The sequence below is a fragment of the Thermus sp. genome (genome assembly GCF_056332225.1).
This window is the reverse complement of record NZ_JBWGQW010000009.1, coordinates 22,804-48,799: the sequence shown is the minus strand read 5'-3', so window position 1 is coordinate 48,799 and position 25,996 is coordinate 22,804. Positions and strand designations below refer to the sequence as shown.

At 69.5% G+C, this 25,996-nt stretch carries 28 protein-coding genes, 1 tRNA gene and 1 pseudogene; 14 read left to right on the top strand and 16 right to left on the bottom strand.

What is annotated here, in order from left to right; all coding sequences use genetic code 11:
- A partial coding sequence (locus AC01Y6_RS03365) for a riboflavin kinase (RefSeq protein WP_476670229.1) occupies window positions 1-279 on the top strand: 279 nt, incomplete at its 5' end.
- Window positions 280-327: 48 nt separating this feature from the next.
- Here AC01Y6_RS03365 and gcvPB read toward each other — a convergent pair.
- The 8 genes from gcvPB to AC01Y6_RS03325 all read right to left on the bottom strand — a co-directional run bounded on the left by gcvPB (window position 328) and on the right by AC01Y6_RS03325 (window position 9,358).
- Window positions 328-1,752 (bottom strand): aminomethyl-transferring glycine dehydrogenase subunit GcvPB, encoded by a 1,425-nt coding sequence (gcvPB, locus tag AC01Y6_RS03360; protein WP_476670227.1) that lies wholly within the window; start codon window positions 1,750-1,752, stop codon window positions 328-330.
- The gene (gcvPA, locus tag AC01Y6_RS03355) at window positions 1,749-3,065 is read right to left on the bottom strand and encodes an aminomethyl-transferring glycine dehydrogenase subunit GcvPA (protein WP_476670225.1); all 1,317 of its coding nucleotides are present in this window, start codon (window positions 3,063-3,065) and stop codon (window positions 1,749-1,751) included. Before gcvPA ends, gcvPB begins: the two co-directional genes overlap by 4 nt.
- Window positions 3,066-3,143: 78 nt before the next feature.
- The gene (gcvH, locus tag AC01Y6_RS03350; protein ID WP_428719785.1) at window positions 3,144-3,530 is read right to left on the bottom strand and encodes a glycine cleavage system protein GcvH; all 387 of its coding nucleotides are present in this window, start codon (window positions 3,528-3,530) and stop codon (window positions 3,144-3,146) included.
- Window positions 3,531-3,548: 18 nt separating this feature from the next.
- Window positions 3,549-4,598 (bottom strand): glycine cleavage system aminomethyltransferase GcvT, encoded by a 1,050-nt coding sequence (gene gcvT, locus AC01Y6_RS03345; RefSeq protein WP_476670224.1) that lies wholly within the window; start codon window positions 4,596-4,598, stop codon window positions 3,549-3,551.
- A 12-nt stretch (window positions 4,599-4,610) separates the two neighbouring features.
- Window positions 4,611-6,341 (bottom strand): ATP-binding protein, encoded by a 1,731-nt coding sequence (locus AC01Y6_RS03340; protein ID WP_476670222.1) that lies wholly within the window; start codon window positions 6,339-6,341, stop codon window positions 4,611-4,613.
- Complete coding sequence (locus tag AC01Y6_RS03335) at window positions 6,338-7,219, bottom strand: DNA double-strand break repair nuclease NurA (RefSeq protein WP_476670220.1); 882 nt, start codon at window positions 7,217-7,219, stop codon at window positions 6,338-6,340. Before AC01Y6_RS03335 ends, AC01Y6_RS03340 begins: the two co-directional genes overlap by 4 nt.
- Before the next feature lie 4 nt (window positions 7,220-7,223).
- The gene (locus AC01Y6_RS03330; protein ID WP_476670218.1) at window positions 7,224-8,954 is read right to left on the bottom strand and encodes an NAD-dependent malic enzyme; all 1,731 of its coding nucleotides are present in this window, start codon (window positions 8,952-8,954) and stop codon (window positions 7,224-7,226) included.
- Window positions 8,955-9,004: 50 nt separating this feature from the next.
- Window positions 9,005-9,358: a metal-sulfur cluster assembly factor gene (locus tag AC01Y6_RS03325; RefSeq protein ID WP_347241299.1), complete on the bottom strand. Its 354-nt coding sequence runs from the start codon at window positions 9,356-9,358 to the stop codon at window positions 9,005-9,007.
- Between the two features lie 199 nt (window positions 9,359-9,557).
- Between AC01Y6_RS03325 and AC01Y6_RS03320 the strand changes: the two genes are divergently transcribed.
- Both AC01Y6_RS03320 and AC01Y6_RS03315 read left to right on the top strand, forming a co-directional pair.
- On the top strand, window positions 9,558-10,250 hold the full coding sequence (locus AC01Y6_RS03320; protein WP_428720636.1) for a TerC family protein: 693 nt from the start codon (window positions 9,558-9,560) through the stop codon (window positions 10,248-10,250).
- Window positions 10,247-10,783, top strand: coding sequence for a DedA family protein (locus tag AC01Y6_RS03315; RefSeq protein ID WP_476670216.1), 537 nt, complete (start codon window positions 10,247-10,249; stop codon window positions 10,781-10,783). Before AC01Y6_RS03320 ends, AC01Y6_RS03315 begins: the two co-directional genes overlap by 4 nt.
- 61 nt (window positions 10,784-10,844) lie before the next feature.
- Here the strand turns inward: AC01Y6_RS03315 and AC01Y6_RS03310 are convergent, their stop codons facing one another.
- Both AC01Y6_RS03310 and AC01Y6_RS03305 read right to left on the bottom strand, forming a co-directional pair.
- Window positions 10,845-11,147 (bottom strand): P-II family nitrogen regulator, encoded by a 303-nt coding sequence (locus tag AC01Y6_RS03310; RefSeq protein WP_428715268.1) that lies wholly within the window; start codon window positions 11,145-11,147, stop codon window positions 10,845-10,847.
- 2 nt (window positions 11,148-11,149) lie between these two features.
- Window positions 11,150-12,106 (bottom strand): sodium-dependent bicarbonate transport family permease, encoded by a 957-nt coding sequence (locus AC01Y6_RS03305; RefSeq protein ID WP_476670214.1) that lies wholly within the window; start codon window positions 12,104-12,106, stop codon window positions 11,150-11,152.
- Window positions 12,107-12,152: 46 nt separating this feature from the next.
- Between AC01Y6_RS03305 and purE the strand changes: the two genes are divergently transcribed.
- The 4 genes from purE to AC01Y6_RS03285 all read left to right on the top strand — a co-directional run bounded on the left by purE (window position 12,153) and on the right by AC01Y6_RS03285 (window position 16,030).
- The gene (gene purE / locus AC01Y6_RS03300) at window positions 12,153-12,647 is read left to right on the top strand and encodes a 5-(carboxyamino)imidazole ribonucleotide mutase (protein ID WP_476670212.1); all 495 of its coding nucleotides are present in this window, start codon (window positions 12,153-12,155) and stop codon (window positions 12,645-12,647) included.
- Window positions 12,644-13,741 (top strand): 5-(carboxyamino)imidazole ribonucleotide synthase, encoded by a 1,098-nt coding sequence (locus AC01Y6_RS03295; protein WP_476670210.1) that lies wholly within the window; start codon window positions 12,644-12,646, stop codon window positions 13,739-13,741. Before purE ends, AC01Y6_RS03295 begins: the two co-directional genes overlap by 4 nt.
- Before the next feature lie 51 nt (window positions 13,742-13,792).
- Complete coding sequence (locus AC01Y6_RS03290; protein ID WP_476670209.1) at window positions 13,793-14,929, top strand: phenylacetate--CoA ligase family protein; 1,137 nt, start codon at window positions 13,793-13,795, stop codon at window positions 14,927-14,929.
- A gap of 180 nt (window positions 14,930-15,109) precedes the next feature.
- Window positions 15,110-16,030, top strand: coding sequence for a carbohydrate kinase family protein (locus AC01Y6_RS03285; RefSeq protein ID WP_428720879.1), 921 nt, complete (start codon window positions 15,110-15,112; stop codon window positions 16,028-16,030).
- Here the strand turns inward: AC01Y6_RS03285 and hisH are convergent.
- The 4 genes and pseudogenes from hisH to AC01Y6_RS03265 form a co-directional block, all read right to left on the bottom strand.
- Window positions 16,001-16,597 carry an imidazole glycerol phosphate synthase subunit HisH gene (gene hisH, locus AC01Y6_RS03280; protein ID WP_476670207.1) on the bottom strand — a complete coding sequence of 199 codons (597 nt, stop codon included), beginning with the start codon at window positions 16,595-16,597 and terminating at the stop codon, window positions 16,001-16,003. The genes AC01Y6_RS03285 and hisH overlap by 30 nt on opposite strands.
- Before the next feature lie 43 nt (window positions 16,598-16,640).
- Complete coding sequence (hisB, locus tag AC01Y6_RS03275) at window positions 16,641-17,225, bottom strand: imidazoleglycerol-phosphate dehydratase HisB (protein ID WP_428722131.1); 585 nt, start codon at window positions 17,223-17,225, stop codon at window positions 16,641-16,643.
- On the bottom strand, window positions 17,218-18,261 hold the full coding sequence (locus tag AC01Y6_RS03270; protein ID WP_476670206.1) for a pyridoxal phosphate-dependent aminotransferase: 1,044 nt from the start codon (window positions 18,259-18,261) through the stop codon (window positions 17,218-17,220). Before AC01Y6_RS03270 ends, hisB begins: the two co-directional genes overlap by 8 nt.
- Window positions 18,262-18,418: 157 nt before the next feature.
- Window positions 18,419-19,353, bottom strand: a pseudogene (locus AC01Y6_RS03265) (thiamine-phosphate kinase).
- Window positions 19,354-19,380: 27 nt separating this feature from the next.
- Here AC01Y6_RS03265 and AC01Y6_RS03260 point away from each other — a divergent pair.
- Genes AC01Y6_RS03260 through AC01Y6_RS03250 form a run of 3 tightly spaced genes read left to right on the top strand, consistent with a single transcriptional unit; the run spans window position 19,381 to window position 22,685 of the window.
- Window positions 19,381-20,097, top strand: a complete 717-nt coding sequence (locus AC01Y6_RS03260) for a 2-phosphosulfolactate phosphatase (protein ID WP_476670204.1) — start codon at window positions 19,381-19,383, stop codon at window positions 20,095-20,097.
- Window positions 20,085-20,789 carry a WecB/TagA/CpsF family glycosyltransferase gene (locus tag AC01Y6_RS03255; RefSeq protein ID WP_476670202.1) on the top strand — a complete coding sequence of 235 codons (705 nt, stop codon included), beginning with the start codon at window positions 20,085-20,087 and terminating at the stop codon, window positions 20,787-20,789. Before AC01Y6_RS03260 ends, AC01Y6_RS03255 begins: the two co-directional genes overlap by 13 nt.
- A 9-nt stretch (window positions 20,790-20,798) precedes the next feature.
- Window positions 20,799-22,685, top strand: a complete 1,887-nt coding sequence (locus AC01Y6_RS03250; protein ID WP_476670200.1) for a tetratricopeptide repeat protein — start codon at window positions 20,799-20,801, stop codon at window positions 22,683-22,685.
- Window positions 22,686-22,932: 247 nt separating this feature from the next.
- Here the strand turns inward: AC01Y6_RS03250 and AC01Y6_RS03245 are convergent.
- Together AC01Y6_RS03245 and AC01Y6_RS03240 are read right to left on the bottom strand one after the other, a co-directional pair.
- Window positions 22,933-23,008 (bottom strand) — tRNA-Ala (locus tag AC01Y6_RS03245).
- A gap of 37 nt (window positions 23,009-23,045) precedes the next feature.
- Complete coding sequence (locus tag AC01Y6_RS03240) at window positions 23,046-23,384, bottom strand: hypothetical protein (RefSeq protein ID WP_347241561.1); 339 nt, start codon at window positions 23,382-23,384, stop codon at window positions 23,046-23,048.
- A gap of 63 nt (window positions 23,385-23,447) precedes the next feature.
- Here AC01Y6_RS03240 and AC01Y6_RS03235 point away from each other — a divergent pair, with 63 nt between their 5' ends.
- The 4 genes from AC01Y6_RS03235 to AC01Y6_RS03220 form a co-directional block, all read left to right on the top strand.
- Window positions 23,448-24,095 (top strand): Rad52/Rad22 family DNA repair protein, encoded by a 648-nt coding sequence (locus AC01Y6_RS03235; RefSeq protein ID WP_476670198.1) that lies wholly within the window; start codon window positions 23,448-23,450, stop codon window positions 24,093-24,095.
- Window positions 24,092-24,835, top strand: a complete 744-nt coding sequence (locus tag AC01Y6_RS03230; RefSeq protein WP_347241563.1) for a metallophosphoesterase — start codon at window positions 24,092-24,094, stop codon at window positions 24,833-24,835. Before AC01Y6_RS03235 ends, AC01Y6_RS03230 begins: the two co-directional genes overlap by 4 nt.
- Window positions 24,828-25,649: a 16S rRNA (adenine(1518)-N(6)/adenine(1519)-N(6))-dimethyltransferase RsmA gene (rsmA, locus tag AC01Y6_RS03225; protein WP_476670196.1), complete on the top strand. Its 822-nt coding sequence runs from the start codon at window positions 24,828-24,830 to the stop codon at window positions 25,647-25,649. Before AC01Y6_RS03230 ends, rsmA begins: the two co-directional genes overlap by 8 nt.
- 164 nt (window positions 25,650-25,813) lie before the next feature.
- The coding region (locus AC01Y6_RS03220) for an NADH-quinone oxidoreductase subunit A (protein WP_476670195.1) at window positions 25,814-25,996 on the top strand (183 nt) is incomplete at its 3' end.

Below are 25,996 nucleotides of genomic sequence, written 5' to 3'. Positions count from 1 at the left end.
CTTAAGGTCCTTCCCCCTGGGGTCTTCGCCGTGGAGGCGGAAGGGGCCTTCGGGCGCTACAAGGGGGTGGCCAACGTGGGCACCCGCCCCACCCTGGGGGGAGAGGAAAGGCGCTTGGAGGTGCACCTCCTTGGCTTCGCCGGGGAGCTTTACGGGGAGGAGGTGCGGGTGCGCTTTCTCAAGCGCCTCCGGGAGGAGAGGCGCTTTCCCTCCCTCGAGGCCCTAAAGGCGCAGATCGCCCGGGACGTGGAAGCGGCCCGGGCCTACTTCGGGCTTTAATCCCACTCCGTGCTGGCCCAAGCCAGCATGGGGGCCCCGGCAAGGGGTTTAACCCTCGTCAAAGAAGGTGAGCTTCGGGGTCTTGTTGGCCCGAAGCTCGTCCAGGCGGCGGACCGGGGTGGAGTAGGGGGCGCCCTCCAGCCACTCCCGGGGCTTCCCTAAAAGCTCCCCCATGGCCTCGGCGAAGGCCTCGAGGGTCTCCTTGCTCTCGGTCTCCGTGGGCTCCACCATGAGGGCCTCCTTGACGATCAAGGGGAAGTAGACCGTGGGCGGGTGGAAGCCGAGCTCCAAAAGCCCCTTGGCGAGGTCCAAAGCGCGGAAGCCCGGGGGGGGCTGGGCCACGAACTCGTGCATGGTGGGCCCGTCGTAGGGGACCCGGTAGCCCCTCTCCTTGAGGAGCTCCTTCAGGTAGCGGGCGTTGAGCACGGCGAGGGCCGCGGCCTTCTTGAGGCCCTCTAGCCCCAGGGTGCGGATGTAGGCCCAGGCCCGGACCAGGGCCAGGAAGTTCCCGTGGAAGCTCCGCACCCTCCCGATGCTCTTGGGGAGGTCAAAGTCCAGGTAGAAGCCCCCCTCCCCCTTGGCCACCAGGGGCACGGGGAGGTAGGGGGCGAGGTGGGCCTTCACCCCCACGGGACCGGAGCCGGGGCCGCCCCCGCCGTGGGGCACGGTGAAGGTCTTATGGAGGTTCAGGTGGACCACGTCAAAGCCCATGTCCCCGGGCCTGGCCCAGCCCATGACGGCGTTCAGGTTGGCCCCGTCGTAGTAGAGCTGGACCCCGGCCTCCTTAGCCCGGCGGGAGATCTCCAGGATGCGCCTTTCAAAGAGGCCCAGGGTGTTGGGGTTGGTGAGCATGAGGGCGGCCACGTGGGGGCCGAGCTCGCGCTTCAGGGCCTCGAGGTCCACCTCTCCGTCGGGCCCCGAGGGCACCTCCCGCACCTGGTAGCCCGCCATGCTGGCGGTGGCGGGGTTGGAGCCGTGGGCCGAATCCGGGACCAGGACCACCCGCCTGGTCCTCCCCTCCCCCCGGTCCTCGTGGTAGGCGCGGATGACGAGGATCCCCGTGAGCTCCCCGTGGGCCCCGGCGGCGGGCTCCAGGGTGATGGCGTCCATGCCCGTGAGGGCCTTCAGGTACTCCCCGAGCTCCCACATGAGCCTTAAGGCCCCCTGGGCCGTCTTTGGGTCCTGGTAGGGGTGGAGGTCGGCAAAAAGCCTTGCCGCCTCCTCGTGGAGCTTGGGGTTGTACTTCATGGTGCAGGAGCCCAAGGGGTAGAAGGTGGTGTCCACCCCCACCTGGCGGCGGGAAAGCCCGGTGTAGTGGCGCACCAGGGTGAGCTCGTCCACCTCGGGGAGGCGGGGCGGGGCCTCCCGGAGGAAGGCCTTCGGGATGTAGTCCTCGGCCCGCGGCACGTCCTTGGCGAGCTTGAGGCCGCGGCGGCCCTTGCGGCTTCGCTCAAAGATCAAGGGGTAGCTCACGCCAGCACCTCCTTAAGGGCTTCACGGAAGGCCAAGAGGTCCTCCTCCTCGTGGAGCTCGGTGGCGGCGAAGAGGGCGAGGCTTTCTCCGTACTCCTCGGGCACCGGGGTGGCCCCGTGGAAGCCCCGCTCCGCGAGGGCTTCCCGAACCGCCTCCGGTTCCTTGGGAAGGACCAGGGCGAACTCGCTGAAGAAGGGCTCGGGGGTGAAGGGCCTGACCCCCGGGACCTCCAGGAGGAGGGCGTGGAGCTTGTGGGCCGCTTCCACGCTCTTCAGGGCCACCTCCCTAAGCCCCTCGGGGCCCAAGGCCGCCAGGTACATGGCCCCCATGAGGGCGGTGAGCTGGGCGTTGGTGGTGATGTTGCTCTTGGCCTTGGCCCGCCTTATGTACTGCTCCCGGGCCTGGAGGGTGAGGATATAGCCCCGCCTCCCCTCCACGTCCACGGTCTCGGAGACGAGCCTTCCCGGAAGCTGGCGCACGAAGGCCTTTTTGGTGGCCAGATACCCGAAGTGGGGGCCACCGAAGCCCATGGGGAGGCCAAGGACCTGCCCGTCCCCCACGGCGACGTCCGCGCCATAGGCCCCCGGGGGCTTGAGGAGGGCCAAGGAGAGGGGGTCGGCCACGGCCACGAGGAGGGCCCCCGCAGCGTGGGCGGCCTCGGCGAAGGGCCTTAGGTCCTCCAGGGCGCCCAGGAAGTTGGGGTTCTGGACCACCACCGCCCCCACCTCCTCCCCCACCTCGGGCACGGGGGTCCTCCCCCCTTCCAGGGGAAGGGTCTTGAGGGTGGCCCCCACGGCCTCGAGGTAGGCCCGAAGCACCGCGCGGTACTCGGGGTGGACCCCCTGGGAGACCCAAACCCCCATCCGCCCCGTCTCCCGGAGGGCGAGGAGCACCCCCTCGGCGAGGGCGGTGGAGCCGTCGTACATGGAGGCGTTGGCGATCTCCAGGCCCGTGAGCTCGGCGATCATGGTCTGGTACTCAAAGGTGGCCTGCAGAACCCCCTGGCTCACCTCGGGCTGGTAGGGGGTGTAGGCGGTGAGGAACTCGCCCCGTGCGGCCAGGGCCTGGACCACGGGGGGCACGTGGTGGCTCCTTATCCCACCCCCCAGAAAGGCCTTGTGGGCGGGGAGGTTTTGGGCGGCGAGGCGCCTAAGCTCCTCCAGGACCTTCCACTCCGGGAGGGGCTCGGGAAGGTCTATGGGGGGGTTCAGGATCTCCTTGGGCAGGTGGGCGAAGAGGTCCTCCAGGGATTCCGCCCCCACCCGCCTCAGCATCTCCCGGATCTCCTCCTCCGTGTGGGGCGTGTAGTCCATGGCTCTATCCTTAGGCAAAACCCCAGGGCCATTTGCCCCGGGACTACAGGAGCTCCTCTACCCTAAGGGGCGCCCGCCTCACGCCTCGGCCTCGAGGGCCGCCTGGTAACCCCCTGCGTCCAGAAGCCCGTCCAGGTCGGACATGTTCCGGGGCTTGAGGCGGAAGATCCAGCCCTCCCCGTAGGGGTCCTGGTTGATGAGCTCGGGGTTCTTCTCCAGGGCGGGGTTCACCTCCACCACCTCCCCGGCCACGGGAGCGTAGATGTCGGAGGCGGTCTTCACGCTCTCCACCACGGCCACCGCCTCCCCCTGCTCCACCGCCCGGCCCACCTCGGGTAGCTCCACGTAGACCACGTCGCCCAAGGCGTCTTGGGCGTAGTCGGTGATGCCCACCAGCACCGTGTCGCCTTCGGGCAGGGCCCACTCGTGGGTCTTGGTGTAAAAGCGGTCCTTCGGGATGTCCATAGCGCCTCCTAACCCCCGCTATTTTAGCGGCACAAAGGGGAGAGGGCTAAGGCGGGCGGGGACGGCCCGGCCCCGGACCTCCACCGCGAAAGACCCCTCCGCCCCCTCCTCCACGTAGGCCAGGGCGATGCCCTTTTCCAGAAGGGGCGAGTACCCCCCGCTCGTCACCCGGCCCACGGGGCGGCCTTCGGAAAGCACCCGGTACCCCTCCCGGGGAACCCCGGCCTCCAGCACCAGGCCCACGAGCCTCTCCTGGCAGGCCTGGCCCAGCATGGCCTCCTTGCCCAGGAAGTCCTTCTCCCGCTTCACCACCCAGCTCCAGGGGGTGCAGAGGGGGTTGGTCTCTTCGGTGAGCTCGTGGCCGTAGAGGGGGAAGCCCGCCTCGAGCCTTAAGGTGTCCCGGGCCCCGAGGCCGCAAGGGGTGGCCCCGGCCTCGAGGAGGGCCAGGAACACGGGCTCGGCGTCCTCCGGGGCCAGGAAGAGCTCAAACCCGTCTTCCCCCGTGTACCCGGTGCGGGCGAGGCGGGCGGGCCGCCCCGCTACCCGGGCGGGGAAGACGTCGTTCTTTCGCTTCTGGGAAAGGTCCAGATCGGTAAGCCCCTGGAGGAGGGAGGCCGCCTTCGGGCCCTGGAGGGCGAGGAGGGCGGTCTTTTCGGAGAGGTCCAGAAGCTCCACCCTGAACCCCTTGGCCAGGCCCTGGAGGTGGGCGAGGTCCTTGGCGATGTTGGCGGCGTTCACCACCATGAGGTACTCCTCCTCCCCCAGGCGGTAGAGGTAGATGTCGTCCACCACCCCGCCCCGTGCGTTCGGGAGCATGGAGTACTGGGCCCTTCCCACCTTGAGCCTGGCCGCGTCGTTCGCCGTGGCCCACTGGAGGAAGGCGAGGGCGTCCTCTCCCCGGACCAGAAACTCCCCCATGTGGCTCACGTCAAAGAGGCCCGCCCCCCGCCGCACGGAAAGGTGCTCCTCGAGGATGGAGGTGTACTGGAGGGGGAGGAGGTACCCGGCGAAGTCCACCATCCGGGCGCCGAGGCGCAGGTGGGCCTGGTAAAGCGGGGTCTTCCTCATGGCAAGGCCATCCTACCCGAAAAGCTCCCGCCTCAAGGCCTCGGCGGAGTTGTCCTCCAGGACCTCCTCCCGCTTGGTGGCCCAGGCGGGGAAGGGGAAGTGGACGAGGAGGGGCACGGGGATCTCGGGCTGGTGGAGGATCACCGCCCCTTGCGGGAGGATGAGGGCCCTTTGGCGGAAGGAGGCGGGGAGGTAGCGGTACTCGGGGCGCTCGGCCTCGGCGGCGTCCAGGCGGCCCACCACCCGGATGGCGGCGTTTCCCACCACCCGGCGCTCCACCTCGCTCGCCGTCTGCTGGGCCCCGATGAGGATGACCCCCAGGGAGCGGCCCCTCTCGGCGATGTCCAGGAGGACGTCCTTGATGGGGCTTTCCTCCTCCCGGGGGGCGTACTTGTTGAGCTCGTCCAAGACGACGAAGACCCTTCCCCGGTACCGCCCCCGCTCCTTCCTCTCAAAGAGGTCCTTGAGGAGGCTTCCCACCACGAACATCTGGGCCTGGGGGGAGAGCTTGGCCAGGTCCACCACGTGCACCTGGGCCTCCCCCGAAAGGGGGTCCGGGGGCTTCCCCGGCCGGTCCCCCCGGACCAGGTGGGCCACGTTTTCCACGCTCGCCCGTAGGCGCCGCACGAAGGCCTCGAGGGTCCCCTTGGCCTGGCGGGCGGTCCAGGCCTTATCCCCCTCCCCTTCCCCGGTCTCGGGGCCGAGGAGCTTGTACTCCAGGTAGCGCACCAGGTCGGAAAAGCTCCTTAAGCGCACCTTCCCCAGGGCGTCAAAGCTCACCTCCTCGGGAAGGTCCTCCCGGGGCCAGTCCCCCACCTGGAGGTAGGGGCCCTTCTGCCCCTCGGCGAGGTGCCGGAGCTTCTCCGTGAGGTGCTGGACCAAAAAGCCCAGGTTGGTCATGAGGCCCCGGTCGGCGAAGAGGAAAGGGAGGAGGCCCCTTTGGCAGAACTGGACCAGGTCCCAGTGGTAGGCCCTGACCCCCTCCAGGCGGGAGTCCAGGTCGGGCACGTACCCCTCCTTCTTGGGAGGGGCGAGGAAGGCCACGCTCCCGAAGGGGGTCGCGGGGAGGCCGAGCCGCTGGTAGGCCCGCCTGGCCTCCTCGGTGAGGCGGGCGTTGGGCTTGTCCAGGAAGAAGAGGTCCTCCCCCTTGACGTTGAAGAGGAGGACCCGGGCCTGGTGGGCGTCCTCCAGGACCCCGCTTTCCAGGAGGCTTTTGAGGAGGAAGGTGGCGTAGCTGGTCTTGGCCGCCACCCCGCTGATGCCGGAGATGTTCACGTGCCCCCCCTTCACCCCGTTCAGGAACTCCAGGTTGAGGTAGGCCACCTCCCCGTTCTTTAAAAGCCCGGCGGGGAGCTTGGTGCTTCCCCGCTGGTTGCGCATGGCCTCGTAGTAGAGGGCGAGCTCCAAAGCCTCGCCCTCGGCGAGGTAGACAGGGGAGCCCGGGTCCGGGGGGAAGAACTCCTCGGGGAGGATGCGGGTCACGCTCACGTGGGCCACGTAGGCCAGGCTCACGGGGATCTTCCCCTCCACCGCCAGGAAGGTGTCGGTATCGTAGCTTTCCCCCTCGTGGACCTTGGCCACGTGGTCCACCATGCCGAAGTAGCGCACCCGGCCCACCTGGGGGTGGAAGCCCTCCACCAGCACCAGGTCGTCCAGGCGCAAAAGCCCCTCCCCCTCCACCCCCACCCAGAACTCCAAGGGGGTGGCCTCCCGGCTTCCCAAGACCACGCCGATGCGCTTCACCTCCCACCTCCTAAATGCCTGGAAAGAAGGCGGCCCACCACCTCGGGCCTCCCCATCCTGCGGGCGAGCTCCCGCTCCAGCCTCCCCACGGGCAGGAGGTTCTGCGGGGCCCTGGGGTCCTTGACCGGGTGGGAGGCCAGGCTGGGGAAGAGCCCCAAGGAGAGGTCGGCGAGCTCCAGGAAGGGCCCGGAAAGGGGCGCCTCCACCCGCAAAAGCCCCGCCAAGGGGGGCCTAAGCCCCTCTGGGGGCAGGGGAAGGCGCAGGTACCAGCTCGCAAGCTCCAGGCCCTTCCGGTGGACGCGGAAGGCGGGGGTGCGCTCCCCCGGGGCCAGGGCCTCGAGGAGGGCCTCCCGCTCCTTGGGCAGGTAGCGGGCCCAGTGGGTCTTGATGTAGCCCATGAGGGGGCCTTCCCGGAGGAGGCGCACGGGGCCGTCCACCACGAGAAGCCCTCCCCGAAGCCCCAAGGCCACCTCCCGCTCCAGGGCCTCCCGGGCGGCGCGAAGCCCCGCCTGGAGCCCTTCCAGGCCCTCCCCCAAGGCCGGCACGGGCTCGTAGAGGAGCTCCCCCGCCCCAAGGGCCTCCTCCAGCCCCACCCCCACCCGGCGCACCCTGAGGCTCAAAAGCTCCACCCTCCCCCCCTTCAGGGCCACCGCCCCCGCGGCCACGCACCCCAGGAGGGCCAGGCGGGGGCCCTGGGAAAGGAGGGCCTCGGCCCGCTCCTTCCCGTCCACGAAGTAAAGGGGCTCGGGCCAGGGGGCCTCGCCTCCCCGCTTGGCCTCCCAGGGCTCCTCCAGGGGGTGGAAGGCCTCGGGCTCCGGGTCTAGGGGAGGCCCCTCCTGGAACCGGGCGGGCTCGAGGCTCACGAGGCGCCAGGCCATGCCCCTAGATTACCGGGGCGGGGCGGTAGGGAAGGTACCGGGGCTCCCAGAAGCGGCTTCTGACGAAGTCCAGGAGGCCCTCCAGGGAGAGCCCCTGGACCCTTTCCTCCTCGGCCACCCCCTCCTCCAAGGCCTTTTGCATGACCCGGGCGGCCACGTAGGGGGAGACCTCCCGCAGGTGGGCCACGGGGGGGTAGAGGAGGTCGGGAAAGTGCCGGGCGGTGTAGTCATAGAGGGCGTAGGCGGCCTCGAGGACCATCCCGTCCGTCACCTCCCGGGCCCGGGCGAGGACCGCCCCGAGGCCAAGCCCGGGAAAGATGAAGGCGTTGTTTCCCTGGCCGACGGGGATGGTCCCCCCCTTGAAGCCCACCGGGGGAAAAGGGCTTCCCGCGGCCACCAGGACCTTCCCTTCCGTCCAGTAGACGAGGTCGTCGGGGAGGGCCTCCGAGGCCGAGGTGGGGTTGGAGAGGGGGAAGATCACCGGGCGGGGGGTGTTCTCCAGCATGGCCCGCGCCACGGGCTCGTTGAAGCTCCCCGCCTGGCCGGAAAGGCCAAGGAGCACCGTGGCCCGGGCGTTCGCGATGGTCTCCAGGAGGTTCGGGACCCCCCCGGCGAAGCGCCAGCCCTCTAGGCGCCCGGGCTTCTGGGCGTAGGGCTTTTTGTAGTCCTCCATGGGTCGGCCCTCCACCAAGAGGCCCTTGGAGTCCAGCACCAGCACCCTGGCCTTGGCCTCCTCCTCGCTTAGGCCCTCCCGCTTCATCCCCTCCACCAGGGCCCAGGCCACCCCGATCCCCCCGGCCCCCGCCCCGTAGACCACCACCACCTGCTCGGAAAGCCTCTCCCCTTTTAGGCGGCAGGCGGAGAGGACCCCGGAGAGGGCCACCGCCCCCGTGCCCTGGATGTCGTCGTTGAAGGAGGGGACCACCTTGCGGTAGCGCTCCAACACCTGGAAGGCCGCCTCCTTGGCGAAGTCCTCCCACTGGATGAGGGCCTTGGGGTAGCGCCGCTTCACCGCCTCCACAAAGCGGTCCAGGAAGCGGAAGTAGGCCTCCCCCTTAAGGCGCTTGTGCCGCACCCCGAGGTAGAGGGGGTCCCTTAGGAGGTCCTCCCGGTCGGTGCCCACGTCCAGCTCCACGGGCAGGGTCTTGTCGGGGCCCACCCCGCCCACGGCGGTGTAGAGGGTGAGCTTGCCGATGGCGATGGCCATGCCCCCGTAGCCCTGGTCCCCGATGCCCAGGATGGCCGAGGAGTCCGTGGCCACGATGAGGCGCACCTCCTCCAAGGGGACGTTTTGCAGGGCCTCCTCCACGCGGTCAATGTTCCTCGTGCTGGCGGTGAAGCCCCGGGGGTAGCGGTAGATGTGGGAGAACTCCCGCACCGCCTCCCCCACCGTGGGGGTGTAGAGGATGGGGAGCATCTCCTCCAGGTGGTCCACCAAGAGGGCGTAGAAGAGGACCTCGTTCCGGTCCTGGAGGTGGCGCAGGTAGATGTGCTTCTCCAGAGGGCTTTGGATGAGGCGGTAGCGGCGGTAGACCCGCTCCTTCTGCTCCTCCAGGGTGTTCACGTGGGGGGGAAGGAGGCCCTCTAAGCCCAGGGCCCGCCTTTCCTCCTCGGTGAAGGCCGTGCCCTTGTTGAGGAGGGGAAGCCTGAGGAGAAGAAAGCCCGAAACGTAGGGCTCCAGGTAGCGCTCGCCCCGCCCATCCCGCTTGACGTCGTAGTAGCGGCTAACCGGCATGGGCCCATTCTCCCACGGCCCAAGGGAGGGCGCCAGGGGAAAATGACCCCCTACACGTTGAAGCCGAACATGCGCATCATGCGCTTCCCCTCCTCGGTCATCTTGGCGGGGGTCCAGGGCGGGGTCCAGACGAACTCCACGTTCACCCCCTGCACCCCGGGGAGGCGCATCACCGCCATCTCGGCATCGGCCTTCACCACGTCCTGGGCGGGGCAGCCGATGGCGGTGAGGGTCATGGTGATGTCCACCACCCCGTTCTCGTGGACCTGCACGTCGTAGACCAGGCCCAGGTCCACGATGTTCACGGGGATCTCCGGGTCGTAGACCACCTTCAGGGCCTCGAGGACCTGCTCCTTGGTGGGCAGGGCCGGGGCCGCCTCCTGGGAGACCTTCGCCTCGTCCATGAGCCCAAGTATAGCCAAAGGCCCCAGGCCCCGCCCCCCACCGGCCCACCTTTTGGGGTATACTGCTTCCCGGTTGGGGAGTAGCCCCAAACCGGCCTCCCGTCAGGACGGGCCCAAGGGCCCCGGGAGGCCGGGGACCCGGGAGGGTCCGGGCAAGACCACCGCCTGGGCGGTGGCCTTTTCTTTTGGGAGGTAAGGCATGGAACTCACGGGCGCCCTCGCGGCCATCCTGACGCTTATCGTCCTAGAGGTCCTCCTCTCGGCGGACAACGCCCTCATCCTCGGGGTCATCGTCCAGAAGCTCCCCCCAGCCTTGAGGCGGAAGGCCCTCTTCTACGGGATCCTCGGGGCCTATGTCCTCCGGGGCCTCGCCCTCCTCTTCGCGAGCCTGGTCATCCAGCTCTGGTGGGTGCAGGCCCTGGGGGCGGCCTACCTCCTCTACATCGCCCTGAAGCACTTCCTAAGCCCCCAAGAGGCCCACGCCCCCCCGCCCTTGGAGGCGAGCGCGGCCCAGTTCTGGAAGGTGGTGGCCCAGGTGGAGCTCATGGACCTGGCCTTCGCCGTGGACTCGGTCCTGGTGGCCGTGGCCCTCTCCGAGAAGCTCTGGGTCATCTACACCGGGGTCTTCCTGGGGATCCTCGCCCTCAGGATGCTGGCGAGCCTGGTGGTAACGCTCCTTGACCGCTACCCCCGGTTCAAGCACCTGGCCTACCTGGTGGTGGGCCTCGCCGGGGCGAAGCTCGCCGTGGGCGGGTGGGACAAGCTGATGAAGGAGGTCCTAGGCCGCCCCGAGCTCGCCCTGGGGCTGGATAAGGAGGCCTTCAGCCTCCTCATTCTCGCCGTCCTCCTCCTGGGCACCCTCTGGGCCACCCGCAAGCCCGCCCCCGCATGAACGCCCTCCTCCTCCTCGCCCCCCTCTCCCTCTTTCTGGAGACGGGCCTTCCCATAGGTCTCTTCGTGCCCGGGGGGGACACCCTCCTCCTCGCCTTGGGCGCCTGGGCCGCGGAAGGAAGCCTTAGGCCCTTTCCCCTCCTCCCCCTCCTCTTCCTGGGAAGCTTCCTCGGCCACCTCCTGGGCTACGCCCTGGGGCGCTACGGGGGAAAGGCCCTCAGGCGGCGCTTCCCCGAGGACCTCTGGAAAAAGGGCAAGCGCCTGGCCCTCCGCTTTGGTCCCCTGGTCCTCCTCCTCGCCCCTTTCCTCGGGGGGGTGCGCACCCTGGTGCCCTTCCTTTTCGGCGCCTGGGGCTTCCCCTTGGCCCGCTACCTCCCCCTTGTGGCCCTGGGGAGCCTCCTCTGGACCCAGGGGCTTTTCCTCTTGGGCTACCTGCTGGGGCGGCACCTCCCCCTCTGGGCCATCCTCTTGGGACTTCTCCTCCTCGGGGGGATGGGGCTTCTCCTCTCCCGGCGCCCCTCCCGCGCCGGGTAGGGCCCGCCGCCCAGGCCTTCTCCAGGGCCCCCATGCGGGCGCAAGCCCGCATGAGGCGGGATCACACGTACTTCTCCCCGCGCACCACCCAGACGTTCTCCACGTAGGCGATGACGGCGTAGTGGGGGAAGTAAGCCTCCTGAAGCCTTTGCAGAATCTTTAGGGCCACCTCCTCGCTCACGACGGTCTCCAAGCGGATGTTCTGCCCCTCCCAGTCCACGCTCCTAAGCCCCCGGGAGCCCTCCCCCCTCGCCGGGGTGATGGTGTAGCCCTTGGCCCCGAGGCGCTTGATCTCTTCCACCAGCCGCTTCTCCAGGAGGCTTTCCGCCACGATGGTCACGAGCTTTAAGGGCACCAGGTTCATGCCTAACCTCCCCAAAGGACCGCCAGGGCGTGGTAAAGGGGGATCCCCAGGATCAGGTTAAAGGGAAAGGTGACGGCGAGGCTCGCCGAAAGGTACAAACTGGGGTTCGCCTCGGGGAGGGCGATCCTCACGGCGGCGGGGGCGGCGATGTAGCTGCTGCTCGCCGCCATGGCCCCAAGCACTGCGGCCCCGCCCACCCCCAGGCCCGCCAGGTGGCCCAGGTAGACCCCCAGGGCCCCGTGGAAGAGGGCGAGCCCCACGCCGAAGAGGACGAGCCGGAGGCCCACCTGCCGCAGGACGGAAAGCCTCGAGGCCGCCACCATCCCGAGGTCCAGGAGGAAGAGGGTGAGGGCTCCGTAGAAAGGGTCCACGAAAAAGGCCCTCACCCTCTTCATCCCCTCCTCCCCGGAAAGGAAGCCGATGAAAAGCCCCCCGAGGAGGAGGACCACGCTCTTCCCGGCGAGGACCTCGCGAAGCGCCTCCCCGAACCTCCCCCCACCCCGCTTGGCGAGGGAGAGGGCCACCACGATGCCCGGCACCTCCAACAGGGCTACCAGGGTGGGCATGAAGCCCGGGGCGGGCCGCCCCATGGCCTGGACGAAGGTGAGGGCGGCGAGAAAGGTCACCGCCGAAACCGAGCCGTAGTGGGCCGCGAGGGCGGCGGCGTCCTCCCGGCCCACCCTGAGGAACCGCCGGGCGAGGAGGTAGGCGGGGAAGGGCCGGAAAAGCCCGAGGGCCAGGGTGAAGAGGGCGGGAAGGAGCACCAGGGCCAGAGGCGTGCGGGAAAGCTCCGCCCCGCCCTTAAAGCCGATGGCGAAGAGGAGGTAGATGGAAAGGGCGGTGTAGAGGGCCTCGGGAAAGGCGAGATCGCTCTTGAGCCACCGGGCCAGGGCCCCCAGGAAGAAGGCCAGGACCATGGGGGAAAAGAGGTTTAGGCGAAGGAGCTCCAAGGTATCCATCCCCCTACCTTTACAACCCCAGGAGGGGCTTTTACAATCCGGTACGATGGCGCCGTTGGTAGGCCTCATCATGGGCTCCCGCTCCGACTGGGAGACCCTGCGCCACGCGGCGGAGACCCTCGAGGCCCTGGGCATCCCCTACGAGGTGCGCGTCGTCTCCGCCCACCGCACCCCGGACCTCATGGCGGAGTACGCCAAGACCGCCGAAGAGAGGGGGCTCCAGGTGATCATCGCCGGGGCCGGGGGGGCGGCCCACCTCCCCGGGATGACCGCGGCCCACACCGCCTTGCCCGTCCTGGGGGTGCCGGTGGAAAGCCGGGCCCTAAAGGGGCTGGACTCCCTCCTCTCCATCGTCCAGATGCCCGCGGGGGTCCCCGTGGGCACCCTGGCCATCGGGCGGGCGGGGGCGGTGAACGCCGCCCTCCTCGCCGCGAGCATCCTGGGCCTCAAGCACCCCGAGGTCATGGAAAGGCTCAAGGCCTACCGCAAGGCCCAGACCGAGGCCGTCCTCGCCCACCCCGACCCCCGGGAGGAAGCGTGAGGATCGGCGTTCTGGGCGGAGGGCAGCTCGGGCGGATGCTGGCCCTGGCGGGCTACCCCTTGGGGCTTTCCTTCCGCTTTCTGGACCCCTCCCCCGAGGCCTGCGCCGGGCAGGTGGGGCCCCTCGTGGTGGGGGAGTTCCTGGAGGAAGGGGCCCTCTTGCGCTTCGCCGAGGGGCTTGACCTCGCCACCTACGAGTTTGAGAACGTTCCCGTGGAGGCGGCCCGGCGCCTGGCGGAAGCGGTTCCCCTCTACCCTCCGCCCCGGGCCCTGGAGGTGGCCCAGGACCGCCTCCGGGAGAAGAGCTTCATGCGGGGCCTCGGGGTGCCCACCCCTCCCTTCCACCCCGTGGAGGGCCCCCTGGACCTGGAGGAGGGCCTAAGGCGGGTGGGCCTTCCCGCCCTCCTCAAGACCAGGCGAGGGGGCTACGACGGCAAGGGGCAGGCCCTCGCCCGCACGGAGGAAGAGGCCCGGGAAGCCCTGAAGGCCCTGGGAGGCCAGGGGCTCCTCCTCGAGGCCTTCGTCCCCTTTGACCGGGAGGTCTCCCTTCTCGCCGTGCGGAGCCGGACGGGGGAGGTGGCCTTCTACCCCCTGGTGGAAAACCGCCACCGGGGGGGGATCCTCCGCCTCTCCCTGGCCCCGGCCCCCGGGGCCTCGGAAGCCCTCAGGCGAAAGGCCGAGGGCTACGCCCTAAGGGCCCTCGAGGCCCTGGACTACGTGGGCGTCCTCGCCCTGGAGTTCTTCCAGGTGGGGGAGGAGCTCCTCTTCAACGAGATGGCCCCCCGGGTGCACAACTCCGGCCACTGGACCATTGAGGGAGCGGAGACGAGCCAGTTCCAAAACCACCTCCGGGCCCTCCTCGGCCTCCCCTTGGGGAGCACCGCTTCAAGGGGCTACAGCGCCATGGTGAACCTCATCGGGGAGAGGCCCGATTTCGGGGAGGTGCTGAGGGTGGAGGGGGCCCACCTCCACTGGTACGGCAAGGCGGTGCGCCCCGGGCGCAAGGTGGGGCACATCACCCTGAGACGGGACGGCCTCGAGGCCTTGGGGGAAGGGCTAGCCCAGCTCGCCTCCCTACTTGGGGACCGCCTCTAGCCCGGCTGGGGCGCATCCAGGGTATAATCCTGGCACCTAAGGAGGTAAGGCATGGACCGCGCGGCCAGGCTAAGGGAAGTGGTTCGGAAGGCCAAAGCCCACCCCGTCTACGCGGAAAAGCTCCGGGGAATAGACCCGGAAAAGCTCACCCTAAAGGACCTCCCTTCCCTCCCCCTCACCACCCGGGAGGAGTGGGTGGCCTTCCTTAGGGAAAACCCCAGGCCCCCCGAAGGGGCGAGCCTCATGCACCTCACCCCAAGCCCCGCCCTAGGATGGATGCCCGAGTACCTCTCCCAGGAGGACCTCCGCTACCAGGCCGAGGCCCTGGCGGAGCACTACAAAAGGCTCGGCGTCGTGGGCAAGAAGGTGCTCGTGGCCTTCAGCTACCACGTCTATGCCGGGGGGTGGCTCTTCCACCAGGCCCTCTGGCGGGCGGGGAACCTGGTCCTCCCCCACGGGCCCGGGGAGGCCACCCGCATCGCCGAGATCGGGCGGACCTACGGGTTTGACGTCCTGGTGACCAACCCCTCCTTCGCCCTAAAGGTGGGGCAGGCGGGGGGGCGCTTCCCCCTTCTTTTGGCCGGGGGGGAGCCCTTCACCTCCGTGCCCGGCTTTAGGGAGAAGGTGGAGGCCCTCCTGGGCGGCACCGCCCTGGACGCTTACGGGACCAGCGAGCTCGGCATCGTGGCCGGGGAGCGGATGGAGAAGGACGGGCTTTGGGAGATCCCGGAGATGGCCGTTTTGGAAGTGCTGGATCCCGAGACCCTGAGCCCCGTGGCGGACGGGGAAAAGGGGGAGCTCGTGGTCACCGCCCTAAGCCGCACCCTCATGCCCATGCTGCGCTTCCGCACCGGGGACCTGGCCATCGCCGAAAGGCGGGAGGGCCTCACGGTGCTTCCCCGGGGGGTCTTCGGCCGCACGGACCAGATGGTGAAGGTGAAGGGGGTCAAGCTCTACCCCACGGAGCTCGCCCCCCTCCTGGCGGGCTTCGGCCTGGACCCGAAGGGCTTCCAGGTGGTGGTGGAGAGGAAGCTGGAAGGCACGGACAAGCTGGTCCTGCGCCTTAAGGCGGACAAGGTCCCCCCCGGCCTCTTTGAGGCCATCCAGAAGGCCACGGGCCTCAGGGTGGACGAGGCCGAGCTGGTGGAGGCCCTGGAAGGGGGCCTGGTGGTGGACCGCAGGTTCTAGGACCACCCCCGGCATGGGGGCCCCGGGAACCCCCCCTTGGGTTAAGCAAGGGGGATTCCCAAGGCTTTGCCGGAGGCTTGTTATGCTTTTCTCATTTTGGGGCGGTAAGCTTGGAGGCAAAGCAACGGGGCCCTTGCGGTATAGTGAGGGCAAAAGCCTTTGCCTGGGAAAGGGGGAAAGATGCGGTTTTTCGTGTTGGGGGACGTTTCCGTGGACCTGCTTTTCTTCGTGGAGCGCATACCCGAGCCCGGGGAGGAGCTCCCCGCCCGCCGGGCCCTGATGAAGCCGGGAGGGGCCGGGGGAACCTTGGCGGCCCAGCTGGCAAGCCTAGGCCACCGGGTCTTTCTGGCGGGCCGGGTGGGGAAGGACCCCTTCGCCGAGCTCGCCCTAAGCCGGGTGCGGGAGGTGGGGGTGGACCTAAGGTACCTGCAGGAGGACCCCGAGCACACCACGAGCTCGGTGCTCGTCCTGGTGGTGCCCGGGGGGGAGAGGGCCATGGTGAGCGCCGAAGGGGCAAGCCGCCACCTGGACCCTTCGCTCTTCAAGCCCCGCTACCTGGACCAAGCGGACGCCGTGGTCCTCTCCGCCTACGCCCTCTTGGGGGGGCCCTCCCGGAGCTACGCGGCGGAGGTCCTCGAGGCCGCAAGGAGACGGGAGATGCCCATCTTCGCCGATCTGGGGACGGGAGCGGTGCGGGCGGCGGGAGGGGAACTCTTGAAGCACCTCCGGGGGGTGAGCTGGCTCCTCATGAACCAGACGGAGCTTTTGGCCCTCACGGGGGCCTCTTCCCTTTCCGAGGGGGTGGAGCGGCTTAGGCGGGAAGGCTTTTCCCGCCTCGCCATCAAGGTGGGAGCCATGGGCTCCATCCTGGTCACCCCGGAAGGGGAAGAGCTTTTGGAGCCCTTCCCGGTGGAGGACATCGTGGATTCCACCGGGGCCGGGGACGCCTACACCGCCGCCTTCGCCCACGCCGTCCTGGAGGGCCTAAGCCCCGTGGAGGCGGGCCGCCTGGCCAACCTGGCGGGCGCCTTGGCCGCCACCGCCATCGGGGCCCAGGGGCGGCTCGTCACCCTAGAGGACCTCAAAGTGGCGGCGGGCTAGGGCGAGGAAGGAGAGCCCCGCCTTCCCGCTCTTCTCGGGGTGGAACTGGGGGGCGAGGAGGTTTTCCCTGGCGAGGAGGGCGGTGAAGGGGGTGCCCGCGTACTCCCCCCTCCCCAGGGAGTGGGGGGTGAGGGGGCCGTAGTAGGCGTTGGCGAAGTAGAAGTGGCGCCCCGAAAGGGACGCGAAGGCCCCGCCGAACTCCAGGGCGTTCCAGCCCATCTGGGGCACCCTCCCCGCCCTAAAGCGGCGCACCTTCCCCGGGAAAAGGCCGAGGCCCTTCACCCCCGGAGCCTCCTCGCTCCCCTCGTAGAGGACCTGCATCCCCACGCAGATCCCGAGGAAGGGGAGGCCCCTTTCTAGGTGCTGGAGGACCCGCTCCAGAAAGCCGCTTTCCCGGAAGGCCCGCATCACCTGGCCGAAGTGGCCCTGCCCCGGGAGGACGAGGAGGTCCGCCTCCTCGTGGGCCTTGGGGTCCTGGGCCACCGCCACGGAGAAGCCCGCGGCCTCGAGGGCCTTGGCGGCGCTTCTCAGGTTTCCCGAGCCGTAGTCAATGAGGAGCGCCCTCATCCTCTCCCGCATGTTAAGCCGAGGCGAAGCGGCCCCGTGGGGGTTAAAGCACCCCCTTGGTGCTGGGAAGCCCCTCCCCCGTGAGGCGGGTCGCCCGGTGGAGGGCCCGGGCCAACGCCTTGAAGCTCGCCTCCACCACGTGGTGGGCCTCCCTTCCCGAAAGGAGCCTCAGGTGGAGGGTGAGCCGCCCGTGGTTCGCCAGGCCCCTCAGGAACTCCCGCAGGTGGTAGTGGTTCACTCCGCCCGCCTCCCCCACCACGGGCCAGGCCTCGGGGCGGTACTCCAGGTGGGGCCTCCCCGAGAGGTCCAAGACGCAAAGCACCAGGGTCTCGTCCATGGGGGCGAAGGCCTCGGCGTAGCGCTCCAGGCCCACTCCCTCCCCCAGGGCCTCCCTCAGGGCCATTCCCAGGGCGATGCCCACGTCCTCCACCAGGTGGTGCACGTCCACCTCGAGGTCCCCCTTGGCCTCCACCTCCAGGAGGAAGCGGCCGTGGCGCTGGAGCTGGAGGAGCATGTGGTCCAGGAAGGGGAGGCCCGTGGCCACCTTCCCCCCAGGGGGCCCGTCCAGGCCGAGGCGGAGCCGGACCCAGGTCTCCGCCGTGGCCCGCTCCACCAGGGCCTCACGCATAGGCCACCCCAAAGGCCGCCTTGAGGAAGGCGTCCATCTCCTCCTTCCGGCCGATGGTGACCCGGAGGCACCCCTCAAGCCCCGGGTAGCGGTCCTGCCTGCGCACCAGGACGCCCTGGGCGAGGAGGTGGCGGAAGGCCTCCTCCGCGTCCGGGGTCTTCACCAGGAGGAAGTTGGCGCGGCTCGGGTAGGGGCGCCAGGTGGGGTGGGCGAGGAGTTCCCGGTAGACCCGCTCCCTCTGGGCCACCACCTCCTCCACCGCCTTCTCCACGTAGCCCGGGTTTTCCAGGACCACCTCCAGGATGGCCCCGGTGTGGGCGGGGAGGACGAAGGGGGGAAGCACCTCCCGCACCACCCCCGCCACCTCCGGGCTTCCCAGGAGGTACCCGGCGCGAACCCCCCCCAGGGAAAAGGCCTTGGAGAAGGTGCGAAGCAGGGCCACGTGGGGGTTTTGCCGGGCGAGGAAGCGGAAGTCTGTACCGGCGAACTCCCGGTAGGCCTCGTCCACCACCAAAAGCCCCCCCACCTCCTTGGCCCTTTCCGCCAGGGCCCAAAGGGCCTCCTCGGGGAAGAGGGCCCCCGTGGGGGCGTGGGGGTTGGGGAGGAAGAAGACCCCGCCCCTAAAGGCGGCGAGGAGGGCCTCGAGGGGGAGGGTAAAGCCCTCTCCCAGGGGCACCGCCCCATAGGGCGTCCCCGCCACCTTGGCGGCGTGGGCGTAGTGGGGGAAGGAGGGCTTAAGGTCTAAGACCTCCTCCGCCGCAAGGCTCAAGGCCAGGATCAGGAGGTTGGAGCCCGGGGCCAGGACGATCCCCTCCTCGGGCCAGTCCAGAAGGGCGGAAAGCCTCCTCCTTAGGCCTTCCGCGTGGATCTCCGGGTAGCGGTTCCAGGGGATGGCCCTAAGGCGCCTCAGGGCCTCCTCCTTGAGCTCCCCGGGGAGGTCAAAGGGGCTTTCGTTCTGGTCCAGCTTCACCGGGGCCTCCTCCTTCTTGTAGGGGTAAGGGGCGAGGCCCCGGAGGTGCGCCTTGAAGGCCCGCATGCCCCGAGTATAGCGGTATGGAAGAGTGGGCGAATCTGCCCCAAAGGCGCCCCCGCCTGGCCCGGGTCCTCCGGGAGGAGACCCGCTGGCTTCTTCCCCCCTAATACCCCACCTGGGGCTTCGGGGAGGCTTTTCTGGCCCCCACCAGGGCCAGCGCCTAGAAGTGGGCGTACCCCTTGCGGGGCACCGCCTCCCCCCGGAGGTAGACCCCTTGCCCCTCCTCCACCCGCCCCGCCCGGAAGAGGGGAAGCCCGGCCCCCCTAGCCCGCTCCAGGGCCTCCCCCTCGGCCTCTGGAGGCAGGAGGAGGACCGCCTCAAACTCCTCGCCCCCGTAGAGGACGAGCTCTAGGGCCTCCTCCTCCCTCCCCGCAAAGGCCAGGACGTCGGGGTAGAGGGGGAGGGCCTCCAGCTCCACCCGCACCCCGAGCTCCGAAAGCTGCCAGAGGGTCTCGGCGAGGCCGTCGGAGGAGTCCAGGCTTCCCCGGGGAAGGCCGGAAAGGGCCAGGAGCTCCAGGCGGGGCAAGGGGCAAAAACCGGCCTCCCGGATTTCGGGAAACCCCTCCAAGGAGCGCCCCTCATAGTGGGCCCTTATGGCCGCCCCCGTCCTCCCCACCGGTTCCCGGCCAAGTAGAGGAGGTCCCCGGGGCGGGCCCTCCGGGGCAGGGGGGCCTCCGCCAGGGCGAAGCCGGAGACGGCGAGGGCCACCTCCTCCCCCCGGTTCGTGTCCCCCCCAAGGAGGAAGGCCCCAAGCCGCCTGGCCGCCTCCGCCGCGCCCCGTACAAGGTCCACGGCGAAGGCCTCCTCCAGGTCCTCGGGGAGGAAGAGCCCGAGGGTGAAGCCGAGGGGCCGCCCCATCTTGGCGAGGAGGTCCGAGGCCGTGGCCGAAACCCCCCGAAACCCCACCTCAAAGGGCCCCATGCCCCTTAGGGCCACCTCCCGGTAGAGGAAGCCGTCGGTCTTGAGAAGCCAGGCCCTCCCCTCCGCCCACACCCCCCCGGCGTCGTCCCCCGGGGGGAGGGGGGCCTCCTTGGGGTAGCCCAGGGGGGCGAGCCTCGCGAGGAGGGCCCGTTCGCCCAGGTCCTTAAGCCGCATACGCCCAGGCTAGGGTATCATGGCGGGGTGTGCCGGGTTGACCTGTGCCTGAGGCCGGCCCGGGGTCCCCTGATCCTGGTGGAGGTCCTGCCCGCGGGAAGCGTCCTCACCCGCCTTCTCGCCTTGGGGGCGCGGGAGGTCTGGGTGGCCCCGGGGCCGAAGGTGGCCCGCCTCCTGGCGGAGGCCTTCCCGGAGGAGGCCCTTCTCCTCGGGGAAGTGGAGGGGTTTCCCCCGGAGGGCTTCCACGGGAGGCTCTCCCTCCTGGACCTGGAGGCCGCCGCGGTCCGGGGCAGGCGGGCCGTGCTCTCGGCCCCCACCCTGAACGCGAGCCTCCTCCCGGAAGAAGAGGAGGTGTACCTGGCGAGCCTGAGGAACGCCAAGGCGGTCCTCGAGGCCGCCCGGGGGCTAAAGGACCCCACCCTCCGCCCCTCGGGGGCGCCCGAGCCCTCGCTTTCGGCGGCGGTGGCCTTGGGGTTTCTGGAGCGCAAGCTCGCCCCCGAGGCCCCGCCGAGCCTTCCCGCCCTCCTCCTCAAGGCCTTTCCCGACCCCCAGGAGGCCCTCTTCCAAAGCCCCGAGGGCCAGGCCCTCCACCGCCAGGGCCGCACCGAGGAGCTGGCCTGGGCGAGCCTCATCGGGGTGGACCCCGTGGTGCCCAAGCTTGCCGAGGTCCGCTTCTTCCCCAAGGAGGCCCACGGCCTTAGCCAGGACCGCTACGCCCAGAGGTTCGTGGCATGGAGCGCCTGACCCTCCTCGGGCTTCCCTTGGACCCCGTGGACATGGAGGGGGCCTTGGAACGCATCGGGGCCTTCCTTCAAGGGGCAAAGACCCACCAGGTGGTGACCCTAAACCCGGAGATCGCCGTGCGGGCCCAGGAGGACGAGGCCCTGAGGCGGGCCGTCCTCGAGGCCGAGCTCGTCACCCCAGACGGGGTGGGGATCCTCTGGGCGGCGAAGCGCCTTTTGGGGGTGGAACTCAAGGAGCGGGTCACCGGGGTGGACCTCACCCTGGCCCTCTTCCGCCGCTTTCCCGGCCTTCGGGTCTACCTCCTCGGGGGGAAGCCGGGGGTGGCAGAGCGGGCCGCCCGGGAAGCGGAGCGCCTAGGGGCCAGGGTGGTGGGCTTCCACCACGGCTACTTCCGGGAAGAGGTCCCGGTGGTGGAGGCCATCCGGAAGGCGGCCCCCGACCTCCTCCTCGTGGGCATGGGCGAAAGGCAGGAAACCTTCATCCACCGCCACAAGCCCCACCTCGAGGCCCGGGTGGCCATGGGGGTGGGGGGCACCCTGGACGTCCTGGCGGGAGAGGCCAGGCGCCCCCCTCTTTGGGCCCAGAGGCTTGGCCTGGAGTGGCTCCTAAGGGTGGGGCTGGACCCGAAGCGCTGGCGGCGGGCCCCAAGGCTATTCCGCTTCGCTTACCTCGTCCTCAAGGAAAAGCGCTAAAGTGAGGCCATGCGGCGCTCCCTCGCAGGCGTTTGGTTCCTCGGCCTCGCCCTGGCCCAGGGGCTGGTGCTGCCCTTTGAGGGGAAAGGGGGCTACACCCTGGCCCAGGCCTTCGCGGAAGGGCTGAAGGCCCCGCCCCCCACCCTCCTCGCCCTCCTCCTTCCCGACCCCCCCTGGCAGGGCGGGTACGACCTGGCCGGGGGCCTCTACAGCCCGGGCGGGGCCCGCCTCGCCCGGGAAATCACCGGGGCGACCTGGCTCCTCGTGGGAAAGGAGGAGCGGGGCGGCCTGCGCCTCTACCTGGCCCAGGAAGGAGGGGTGAAGGAGGGCCTCTTCCCCTCCCCCGCCGTGGCCTGGCTCTGGCTGGAGGGGCAGGGGCTGGCCCCCCGCTTCAGCGCCCTGCCCAAGCCCTCCCTCCCCGAGGCACGCCTCCGGGCCCTGGCCCAGGGGGAGGACCCCGACCCCCTGCACCGCTCCGCCCTGGACCTGAAGGAAGGCCGGGGAAGCGGGCTTCTTGAGGGGCTTCTTCCAGAGAGGCTCCTTCTCCTCTGGCAGGGGAGGCTCCCCCGGGCCTACGAGGCCTTCCGGCTCCTCGCCGAGGGGAAAAAGGAGGAGGCCCTGGCCCTGGCGGAGGCCATGGAGGAAGGGGACGTGCTGGAAAGGACGGCGGCCCACCTCCTCTTCCGGGCGTTGGAGGACGAGCGCTGGAAGGCCTCGGCGAGGAAGCTTGCGGAAGCCTTTCCCGAACTCCCCTCGGCCTGGGAAGAGGTGAGCTTCGCCGCTTTCCAGGAGGGCAAGGGGGAGGAGGCCAAGGAAGCCCTCCTCAAAGCCCTCGCCCTCCGCCCCGACTACTGGCTCTACTGGACCAACCTGGGCTGGGCTTACTACCTCACCGGGGACCTCCCCCGGGCCATCCGGGCCTCGGAAAAGGCGGTAGGCCTAAACCCCAACGCCACCGCCTACTACAACCTGGGGCTTTTCAGGGCCATCTACGGGGACTTCCTCGGGGCCAAGGCCGCCTACGACCGGGCCCTGAGGCTGGACCAGGGCGAGGACTACCCCGAGGCCTTGAAGGACCTGGAGGAACGGAAAGAGCCCCTGGCCCTCTTCTTCCGGGCCTACCTGGCGGAGCGGGCGGGCCTGGAGGCCCCACCCCTCTACCGGGCCTTCCTCGAGGCCTACCCCAAGCACCCCGCCGCCTTCGCCGCCAGGAGGGCCCTGGCCCGCCTCGAGGCCCCCCAGGTGCGCCTCCAGGTCCTCAGGCTGACCCTTATCCCCGAAGACCAGGACGCCCGGCCCTTCCGCAAAGGGGAGGCGGTCTTCCCCGTGGTGCGCCTGGAGGGAACCCCCTACCTGGGCAGGGAGGCCCTGGAAACCCTCCTCTGGCGGGAGGGGGAGGCGGTGGCCCGAGAGTCCAAGCCCCTGGGCTTCCCTCCCCTCACGGCGGCCCTGGAGGAGGTGGCCCCCGCCGTCACCCTGCCGGAGGAGGGGCGGTACACCCTCGAGGTCCGCTACGGGAAGGCCCAAGTCCTCCTCTCCCTGGAGGCGGGCCCACCGAGCCTCGCCCGGAGGCTCTACGCCCTGGGCCTCGAGGCGCGGGGCCTCTCGGGAAACCCCCTCCTTACCCCTAAGGAAGCCCTGGGTGTGGACGGGGAGCGCCTCCTCCTGGAGAGAACCCTGGAAGCCTTCAAGGAGGCCGCTCCCCTGGCCACCACCCCCCGCCTGACCGCCCCTCTGGAGAAGGGACCCTACCCGGGAAAAAGCGTCCAGGAGCTTCTTAGGGATCCCCCCCCAGACCTCGTCCGCGCCTTTTACCTAGCGGTCCTGGAAAACCCCGAACTCCTAGCAGAGAACGACGTGGTGAACGCCTTCGTGGAGTGGCTCCTCGGCCTGTAATACCACCCCAGGCTGGCTTGCGCCAGCCTGGGGGCCCCGGGAAAGAAGGCCCACAGAGGCCTTAGGGCCTTGGCTTAGGCGAAGGATTCACGCCAAAAGGGTATGAGGGTAACGCCTCCGTAAACGCTAATCCTGGTCCTCCCGGGGAAGCCCGACGATCTGGAACACCGCCGACACCCTCTTCGTACGGCTTTCCGGCAACTCCTCCTACCAAGACGTTTGCCCCCCGCCTTTGGGCGGGGGTTTTTGGTGGAGCCGACGGGACTCGAACCCGTGACCTCCTGAGTGCGATTCAGGCGCGCTCCCAGCTGCGCCACGGCCCCACGCGCCCCTTAGGGTAGCAAGGGGCCCGGGCCTTGTCTAGTCCCCTTCTTTAAGGCGCACCTCCACCCGGCCCTTCTTGTCCTTGACGGAGAGGGTGGCCTTGGCCTTACCCTTCCGGTACTCCGCCTTCCACTCGTTCTTTTTTACCTCGTACTTCACCCGCACCCAGCCCCGGCGGCGGAGGTCCTCGTCGTGGTAGCGGAAGATGGCCTCCGGCCGGGAGTAGCTGTAGACCACCAGGATACCCTGGGGCTCAGCCACCCGCTCCACCACCACCGCTTGGGGAAAGAGGTCAAAGGCGAGGGTGGCGGTGAGGCGGACCTCCAAAGCCCAAGCCACGGCCAGAAAAGGCAGAAACCAAAGCCAGCGCTTCATGTCTCTAGCTTCCCTCCTCTGAGGAACTTTAGGGTGAGAAAAGGCTAAAGTAAACTTGGACCTATGGACGAAGTCTGGCGCAAGCTAGCCGAACCCTTCCCCAAAGGGGAGGTGCAGTGGCGCATAGAGGCCCTTTCCCGGGACAAACGGCGCGCCCTCGTGGTCCCCTACGTGGACGCCCGCACCGTACTGGACCGGCTGGACAAGGTGGTGGGCCCGGAGGGCTGGCACGATGCCTACGAGGTGCTCTCCGACCAGGAGCGCCTCCTGGGGGACGAGCGGGGGGAGAAGCGGGAGCGCCTTTGCGAGGTCAAGTGCCGCCTCACCGTCCTCGGGGTCACCAAGGAGGACGTGGGGGAGGGGGACTCTCTAAAGGCCGCTTTCTCCGACGCCCTCAAGCGGGCGGCGGTGAAGTTCGGCGTGGGGCGGTACCTCTACCGCCTGGAGAAGCAGTGGGTGGACTACGACCCCGAGAAGGGCCGCTTCACCCCCCCAAGCCTCCCCGAGAGCGAGGGGGAGGGCCTCGAGGCCCCGGAAGAAGAGGAAAAGCCCGAGGCCTACCGCCTCATTGACCAGCTCCTGGAGAGGCTCAAGGAGAAGGGCCTGGGCAAGGAGGCGGCCCGGATCATCACCAAATACGGGGGCTACGGCAAGACCCCCGAGGAAACCCGGAGCCTCTACGGGGAGCTTCGGAAACTCCTCAAGGGATGAGGGTCATCGCCGTCGGGGACCTCCACGCCAACTTCCCCGCCCTTTGGCGCCTCCTCAAGGCCGAGGGGCTGGCCGACGCCCACCTCCGCCCCACGGCGGCCCTGAGGAGGGGCGAGGCGCGCCTGGTCCTCCTCGGCGACCTGGTCCACCCCAAGACCCTCCGGGACTACGAGCGCCTTACAGGGCTCTCCCCCTACGACCCCGAGGACCCCACCCACCTCCGCCTGGCCGCGGGAGCCCAGATCCGCGAGCTTTTTCGCCTGAAGGGCTTCCAGGAGGAGGCGGAAGGCCACGTGACCATCCTCCTAGGGAACCACGACGAGGCCGCCCTCAAGGGGGAGCCCATCCTGGGCAACCGCCACCTCAAGCACCTGGAGTTCCACCCCGAGCACGGGGGGCGGCCCCTACCCGAGGGGCTGAAGCGCTGGTTCGCCTCCTTCCCTCGGGAACTGGTGCTAAAGGGGGTCCACTTCGCCCACGTGGGCCCCGTGCCCTGGCTTCAGGAGTACGACGACCTCTTCTACGCCCAAAGCGAGCCCAAGACCTGGTGGTTCCGCACCCCCGACTACGTGGAGCGCATGGGCTACCGCTTCGGGGTCTACGGGCACGTGCCCATGAGGGAGGGAGTGCTCCTCAAGGAGCGGTTCGCCCTCATTGACGCCCTGGACCTCGGGGAGTACCTGGAGCTTGACCCCGGGGAGGAGCCCTTGAGGCCTAGGGTCAAGCGCCTCCATGGCTAACCCCCTGGCCTCCCCCAAGGCGGTGCGGGAGCTCCTCCTGCGCCACGGCCTCTTCGCCCAAAAGCGCTTCGGCCAGCACTTCCTGGTCTCGGAGGCCCACCTCCACCGCATCGTGGAGGCGGCCCGGCCCTTCACCGGGCCCGTCTTTGAGGTGGGGCCGGGGCTTGGGGCGCTCACCCGGGCCCTCCTCGAGGCCGGGGCCCAGGTCACGGCCATAGAGAAGGACCTGCGCCTTAGGCCCGTCCTGGAGGAGACCCTTTCGGGCCTCCCGGCGCGCCTCGTCTTCCAGGACGCCCTCCTCTACCCCTGGGAGGAGGTGCCGGAAGGAAGCCTCCTCGTGGCCAACCTCCCCTACAACATCGCCACCCCTCTGGTCACCCGCCTCCTCAAAACCGGGCGCTTCGCCCGCCTGGTCTTCCTGGTGCAGAAGGAGGTGGCCGAGCGCATGACCGCAAGGCCCAAGACCCCGGCCTACGGGGTCCTCACCCTGCGGGTCGCCCACCACGCCCGGGCGGAAAGGCTCCTTGACCTCCCCCCCGGGGCCTTCTTCCCCCCGCCCAAGGTGTGGAGCAGCCTGGTGCGCCTCACCCCCACGGGGGCCCCGGACGACCCAGGGCTTTTCGCCCTGGTGGAGGCCGCCTTTTCCAAGCGGCGCAAGACCCTCCTCAACGCCTTAGCCGCCGCGGGCTACTCCAAGGCGCGGGTGGGTGAGGCCCTAAAGGCCCTGGGCCTTTCCCAGGGAGTGCGGGCCGAGGAGCTGGACCTAAAGGCCTTCCGCCGCCTGCAGGAGGCGCTTACCTACACCGAGGTGTAGCGGCGTTTGTCCCATAACGCGGGGAGCTACACCAATAGCCTCGGGCACGGTGTAGCCCTACCCCTTTGTCCCGGGGATGAGGTAGTAAGATGGGCAGGAACCTGGGCGGGTCCTTGGGAATTTGGGGACCCTGCTCGTGAAGGGATGCACGAAAGGAGGGGACCTTGGCGCCCATAGCGGAGTACGTGAACATCCTAATCTACCTGGGGGTGGCCCTCTTCGTCGGGGTGGCGGCCCTTTTGGTGGGGGCCCTCCTCGGCCCCAAGAAGCCGGGGCGGGCCAAGCTCATGCCCTACGAGTCGGGGAACGACCCCGCCGGGGAGGTGCGGCGCTTTCCCGTCCACTTC